Raw genomic sequence first — 6,219 nt, forward strand, 5'->3', positions numbered from 1 at the left:
ATGAAACAAGATTTAAGTTATAAAAGAAAAGTTTACGAAAAACAGTCGATGAATTTTGATTCGTTAAGAGAAAATCCGATCGAACAATTTCGTGATTGGTTTCTGCAAGCGGAAGAATCGGATGGAGTGGATGAAGCAAATGCGATGTCTGTTGCGACGATTGGTGAAGATGGTTTTCCGAGAACTCGCGTTGTTTTATTGAAAAGATATACGGATGAAGGTTTTATTTTTTATACGAATTATAACAGCCAGAAAGGAAAAGCTTTGTTAGAAAATCCGAATGTTTGTTTATCATTTTTTTGGCCATTTCTAGAAAGACAGATTATTATAAAAGGTGTAGCAGAAAAAACATCGGATAATAATTCGGATGGATATTTCGAAACGCGTCCAAGAAGTAGCCAGTTAGGTGCTTGGATTTCGGCACAAAGTTCTGTGATTGATGAGCACGAAGATTTAGCAGCAGAAGAATTGGAATTAGAGAAAAAATACGAAGGAAAAGAAATTCCGCGCCCAGCACATTGGGGTGGTTTCTTGATTCGCCCCACGGAAATAGAGTTTTGGCAAGGACGTCCAAGTCGTTTACACGATAGAGTTCGTTATGTTTTACAAGACGATTTTGATTGGAAAAAAGAGCGTTTAGCTCCTTAAGATATAAAATAAAAGCCTCTAATTAAGAGGCTTTTGTTTTTGATGTATAGTCTAACAATGGTTCGTATTCTTTTAGAAAAGCAGATTTCTTTTGAAACAATAAATTATTTGAAACTTGATCTACAAAGTATAAATTTTCAATCAAATTCTCAAAAGCGTTGTTGTTATAACCTGTAGAGTCAAAAAAGAAAATCCAATCTTCATCTATAAAATATTGCGCATTTTCAATTTCTCGAATTGTTATTTTTTCCTTTGCAATTTCACTTTGTAGAATATCTTTTGTTACATTTTTTAGTTGTTCTACTTGATCATTCAAAACTGTTAAAGCCTCAATTCTTAGTTTTTCGTGAATAGGTTTTGTAGCAAAATTAATATGAGTTCTAATTTCATTTACCAATTGAATATTCGCTGATAAATCTGCTTCAACTTTGATACAATCTTCTAATAAAATAGATTTTTGTTCATCTAAATTAGATCTGAAGAATATTTTGATATTGTCTAAATATTCAGAAAACTCAACTTCTTTTTCCTTATTTATTTGCTCCAATTCTTCTTTAACTTTCAGTACATCTTGTTTTTTATTGTAAACAACATTGTTGTATTTGAATGGTTGCGGCTTTTTTTGACTGGAAAAAAAATCTAATTGCAATAAATCAATTTGTAAAGCTAAATATTGTTTTGCAACTATAATATTTTCATCCGAAAACAATTCATTCGTAGGAATATTTTGTTGTTTATCCGTTAAATCAGCTTTTTTAAATCGATCAAAAGGTAAATCATAATTTGAAAAAAAATGATTGTAAACTTTAGGGTAATTGTATTTATTATGAATGGTTTTAAACGTTTCAATAAATTCTGAATTGTCTATCTCATTGACACGATATAAATTTAATTGAAAGAAAAAATTGAATGTAAATTCTTCTTCAAATTCATTATTTTTTTGAAGTAAAGTAATGGCTTTTGGAGATTTATCTATTTCAGAATGATGATTTGTAGACGCTATATTTGCCAAACGTTTGTCCATTTCTGGATGCGTCGACCATAAATCTTCAAATTGTAGTAACGAATGATTTTGATTAAATTCATTAATTCCAACAATTGCTAAATTATTTTCTAAAGAAAGTTCATAATCATCGATATAAAAATCAACTAATTGATTCATATTTTGATAAATATTAATCGAAAACTTTTTATCATCTTGTAAACTTGTATAAAAATTGGCTAATTCTTGGTAAACAAATTGATATAATTCTATTCTCAATAATGGTTTACTCATCGTTTCAATTCCTACAACATTTGTCGCAATTTGATCCGCATGAAATTCCATTTCTCGACTTAATTTTAGATAATTAAATTCTAATTTTTTGTGAATTATTTTCAAAATAGATTCAATCATTTTATTGTAAGCCACAGCGCCCATCGAGATAAAACCAACAATTCCATTAATTTGACCTAAATTATCGACATCAAATCTCAAGGTTTGATTACTGTATAAAATATCTTCCATAATTTTGGTCGCATTCCCAACATGACTACCAATTGTCATTGATTTTTGAGAAAAATGCCCAAATTCGTGTGCAATAATCCCTTTTAATTCATTTTGAGAAATACCATGAAGCAAACCAATACCAATCGACAAATTTTTTCTCGTTGGAAAAACTAAACTTTGCAAATTGTTCGAGTAGGAAACATATGCATTTACATCATCAATAATAAATACTTTTTTTGGATGTTTTGTGCCAACTTTATCTGCGGTTTCTTTTATTAATTTGAATAATTCTGGTTGATTTGTTTCAAAAATTTCAATTCCATTCGTAGCTGTTTTTTTGAAAATATTCAGAATAAATTTAATGTTATAATAAACGATTAAACCTCCTAAAGCCAACAGTCCCAAACCTAAAATAATGGTAATCCACATTGGTTTTGTAATGACAATAGCGATTCCTGCACAAACACAAATTATAAAAATGATGATGCTCAAAATTGTAGAAAAGAAAAGAGTAATCAAGAAAAGAGCAATCCAAACAGCCGATTTTTTTTGAGCCTTTTTGTACGTTTCAGAAACGTTTATTTTAAAAGAATTCATAGTGTTATTTAAAGCTTCGAATATAAAAAAACCTGATGAAATTTCATCAGGTTTTTTCTATATCATTTTATTGTTGATTATTTTTTAAACTCTTGTGCAGTTTTACGAATAATCGCTAAACATTCGTGTAACTGTTCTTCGTTCATCACTAAAGGAGGAGCGAAACGAATGATGTTTCCGTGCGTAGGTTTGGCTAATAATCCGTTGTCTTTCATTGCAACACAGAAATTCCATGCTGTTTCAGATTCTGGTGTATCGTTGATTAAAATTGCATTTAATAAACCTTTTCCACGAACTGATTTGAATAACGGAAATTCTTCTGCCATTTTTGTGATTTCTGCTCTAAAAATTTGCCCTAATTTTTCAGAATTTTCAGCTAATTTTTCGTCCAAAACAACTTGCAAAGCTTCTGTTGCAACAGCCGCAGCTAATGGATTTCCTCCATAAGTAGAACCGTGTTGTCCTGGTTTGATCACATTCATGATTTCATCATTTGCTAAAACTGCAGAAACTGGATAAGCTCCACCCGAAACGGCTTTACCTAAGATTAAAACATCGGCATCAATATTTTCGTGATCGATTGCTAACATTTTTCCTGTACGTGCAATTCCTGTTTGAATTTCGTCGGCGATAAATAAAACATTATGTTGTTTACATAATTCTTCACAAGCTTTCAAATATCCTTCAGAAGGTACATTAACACCCGCTTCTCCTTGAATTGGTTCTACTAAGAATCCACAAATTTTATCTGCTTTTTCTTCTAAAATTTGTTTTAGAGCTTCAATATCATTGTATTCTACAGCTTCAAAACCACTTGTGTAAGGATTGAAATTTTTACGTGCATCTTCATCATTCGAGAAAGAAATAATAGTAGTTGTACGACCATGGAAATTGTCTTTACATACCACAATAATCGCTTCACCAGCTGGAATTCCTTTCTTTTCGTACCCCCATTTACGAGCAATTTTTAGCGCTGTTTCTACTGCTTCAGCACCCGTATTCATTGGTAAAACTTTATCGAAACCGAATAATTCTGTGATAAATTTTTCGTATTTTCCTAATTCCGCATTATAAAAAGCACGAGAAGTTAACGTTAATTTTTCGGCTTGATCTTTTAACGCTTTGATGATTCGAGGATGACAGTGACCTTGATTAACAGCTGAATAAGCTGATAAAAAGTCGAAATATTTTTTCCCATCAACATCCCAAACGTAAACACCTTCACCTTTTTCCAATACAACTGGAAGCGGATGATAGTTATGCGCTCCGTATTTTTCTTCTAATGCAATTAATTCTGCTGATTTTTCCATGTAATGATTTGTTTTTGTTTGTTCGTAATATTTTATAAAAAAACCGACAAATAATGGTCGGTTCTATTTCGTTTCTAAATTTTTCTCAATTAATTGAATATCTTTTCCAAAGAATTTTTTTGCAACTTTTATAATATTATCCGTATTGTTAGAAATATAAAATGTATAGTTTGCAACAGCATCTTTAGCAGCCAATTTTCCTTCTTTTGCTAATTGATAAATCACTTGATTCACGACAATTAAAGGCGAATTTACAATATCAACTTTTCCTTCAAACACTTGATTGATTTCTTTTTCTAGATGTGTATAATGTGTACATCCCAAAATAATCGAATCAATTCCTTCTAATTTTTTGTTCAACAAATAAGTTTCTAAAACTGCTTTAGAAATCGTCGAATTTGTAAAACCTTCTTCGATAACAGGAACTAGGAGCGGAGTTGCCATTTCAATAACCGTAATATGTTTATTCCGACGACGAATAGCCTTTTTGTAAGCGCCCGAATTTACAGTTGCTTTTGTTGCAATAACACCTATTTTTTCTCTTAATTCGAACGAAACTTTCTCCGCAACTGGCGAAATAACATCGATAACAGGAACATCTTTTCCTGCGGCTTCTCTAATTTCTTTCAACGAATTAGCTGTTGCGGAATTACATGCAACTAAAATCGCTTTACAATTATTGTCTATTAAAAAATTAGTAATGTCTACCGAAAATTGTGTAATCGCTTCTTTCGATTTTTCTCCGTAAGGCAAATTTTGAGTATCGCCAAAATAGATCAAACTTTCGTTTGGTAGCAGACGTTTTATTTCTTTTGCAAACGTCAAACCGCCAACTCCAGAGTCGAAAACACCAATTGGTCTGTTATCATTCATATCGCAAATTTAACAAATTAATCGATGTAAAATAATCTTGAAGCAATTCCGTCTGCGAAAAATTTTGCTTCGGGTTTCAAAATAATTCTATTTTCTTTCTTTTCGACTAAATTTTCGTTAATTAATTGATTGAGTTCTTGATAAAAAGAATTCACTAAAGGTTGAGAAAATTCTGAATTAATTCGATTTAAATCTATTCCATAAATTGTTCTCAATCCAATCATTATCATTTCATTAAATTGTTCTACTTCATTTAAAACTTCAATTTCTTGAGGTAGCTTATTTTCGTTGATAGTTTGTATATATTTTGAATTATTTGCAATGTTCCAAGCTCGAGTTTTTCCGTTATAAGAATGTGCAGAAGGTCCAATTCCTAAATAATGAATTCCTTTCCAATAATTAGAATTGTGCAAAGAAAAATAGTTTTCTTTTCCGAAATTGGAGATTTCGTATTGAATAAAATTATTCGAAGTTAAAGTGTCTACTAAAAGTTGAAATTGTTCGTTTTGACGATCTTCATCAACTGGTTTAGTGATTCCTTTTTTGATTTGATGATCTAAAATTGTTTTTTCTTCGACTGTTAACGCATAAGAAGAAATATGTGGAACATTTAGCTCAATTGCTTTTTGCAAATTTTGCTTCCACATTTCGTTGGTTGTGGTCGTAGAACCATAAATCAAATCAATAGTGATATTTTCGAAACCAAAATCTTGCGCCAATTTTATCGAAGTTTCAGCTTCTTGTGCATTATGTGCGCGATTCATTAATTTCAAATCTTCTTCAAAAAATGATTGAACACCAATCGAAAAACGATTAATCGGAGTTGATTTTAAGAAATTAAGTTTTTCTTTATTCAAATCATCAGGATTCGCTTCTAGTGTAATTTCTTTTAAATTTTTGGTCGAATAATTTTTATAAATCGTTTCAAAAATACTTTCTAATTCAATTTCGGATAGAATAGAAGGTGTTCCTCCTCCAAAATAAATCGTTTCTAAAGGTGTTGAAATTTCATCTTTTCTGATCTCAAGTTCTTTATTAATTGCTTGAATTAAATTTGATTTATGTTGAAGATTTGTCGAAAAATGAAAGTCGCAATAGCTGCATTTTTGTTTACAAAACGGGATATGAATATAAATTCCTGCCAAAATATTATGATTTGAAGCAAAATTATAATGAAATTATAGGCTAAAAAAATTGTTATAAAAAAAACTAAAAATTAATATTGGTTTTGTAAATAAATCTTATATCTTTATCAACGAAAATAAAATACTATGAATAAAGGAACTGTAAAATTCTTTAATG

General features: G+C 30.3%; 5 protein-coding genes. 1 reads left to right on the plus strand and 4 read right to left on the minus strand.

The window, feature by feature from the left end:
• Positions 1 to 648, plus strand: coding sequence for a pyridoxamine 5'-phosphate oxidase (pdxH, locus tag B4H69_RS04980; protein ID WP_180904472.1), 648 nt, complete (start codon positions 1 to 3; stop codon positions 646 to 648).
• A gap of 22 nt (positions 649 to 670) precedes the next feature.
• On the opposite strand, the gene B4H69_RS04985 is transcribed toward pdxH, so the two are convergent.
• The 4 genes from B4H69_RS04985 to hemW all read right to left on the minus strand — a co-directional run bounded on the left by B4H69_RS04985 (position 671) and on the right by hemW (position 6,062).
• Entirely contained in the window at positions 671 to 2,734 is a 2,064-nt protein-coding gene (locus tag B4H69_RS04985) for a M48 family metallopeptidase (RefSeq protein WP_280045572.1), read from the minus strand.
• Positions 2,735 to 2,811: 77 nt separating this feature from the next.
• Positions 2,812 to 4,044 carry an ornithine--oxo-acid transaminase gene (rocD, locus tag B4H69_RS04990; RefSeq protein WP_180904468.1) on the minus strand — a complete coding sequence of 411 codons (1,233 nt, stop codon included), beginning with the start codon at positions 4,042 to 4,044 and terminating at the stop codon, positions 2,812 to 2,814.
• Between the two features lie 63 nt (positions 4,045 to 4,107).
• Entirely contained in the window at positions 4,108 to 4,917 is an 810-nt protein-coding gene (murI, locus tag B4H69_RS04995) for a glutamate racemase (RefSeq protein WP_180904467.1), read from the minus strand.
• Positions 4,918 to 4,934: 17 nt separating this feature from the next.
• The gene (gene hemW, locus B4H69_RS05000; protein ID WP_291092988.1) at positions 4,935 to 6,062 is read right to left on the minus strand and encodes a radical SAM family heme chaperone HemW; all 1,128 of its coding nucleotides are present in this window, start codon (positions 6,060 to 6,062) and stop codon (positions 4,935 to 4,937) included.
• Positions 6,063 to 6,219 lie beyond the last annotated feature (157 nt).

Origin of the sequence: Empedobacter sp. UBA6745 (assembly GCF_002453775.1) — a bacterium.
GTDB classification, from domain to species: Bacteria; Bacteroidota; Bacteroidia; order Flavobacteriales; family Weeksellaceae; genus Empedobacter; species Empedobacter falsenii_C.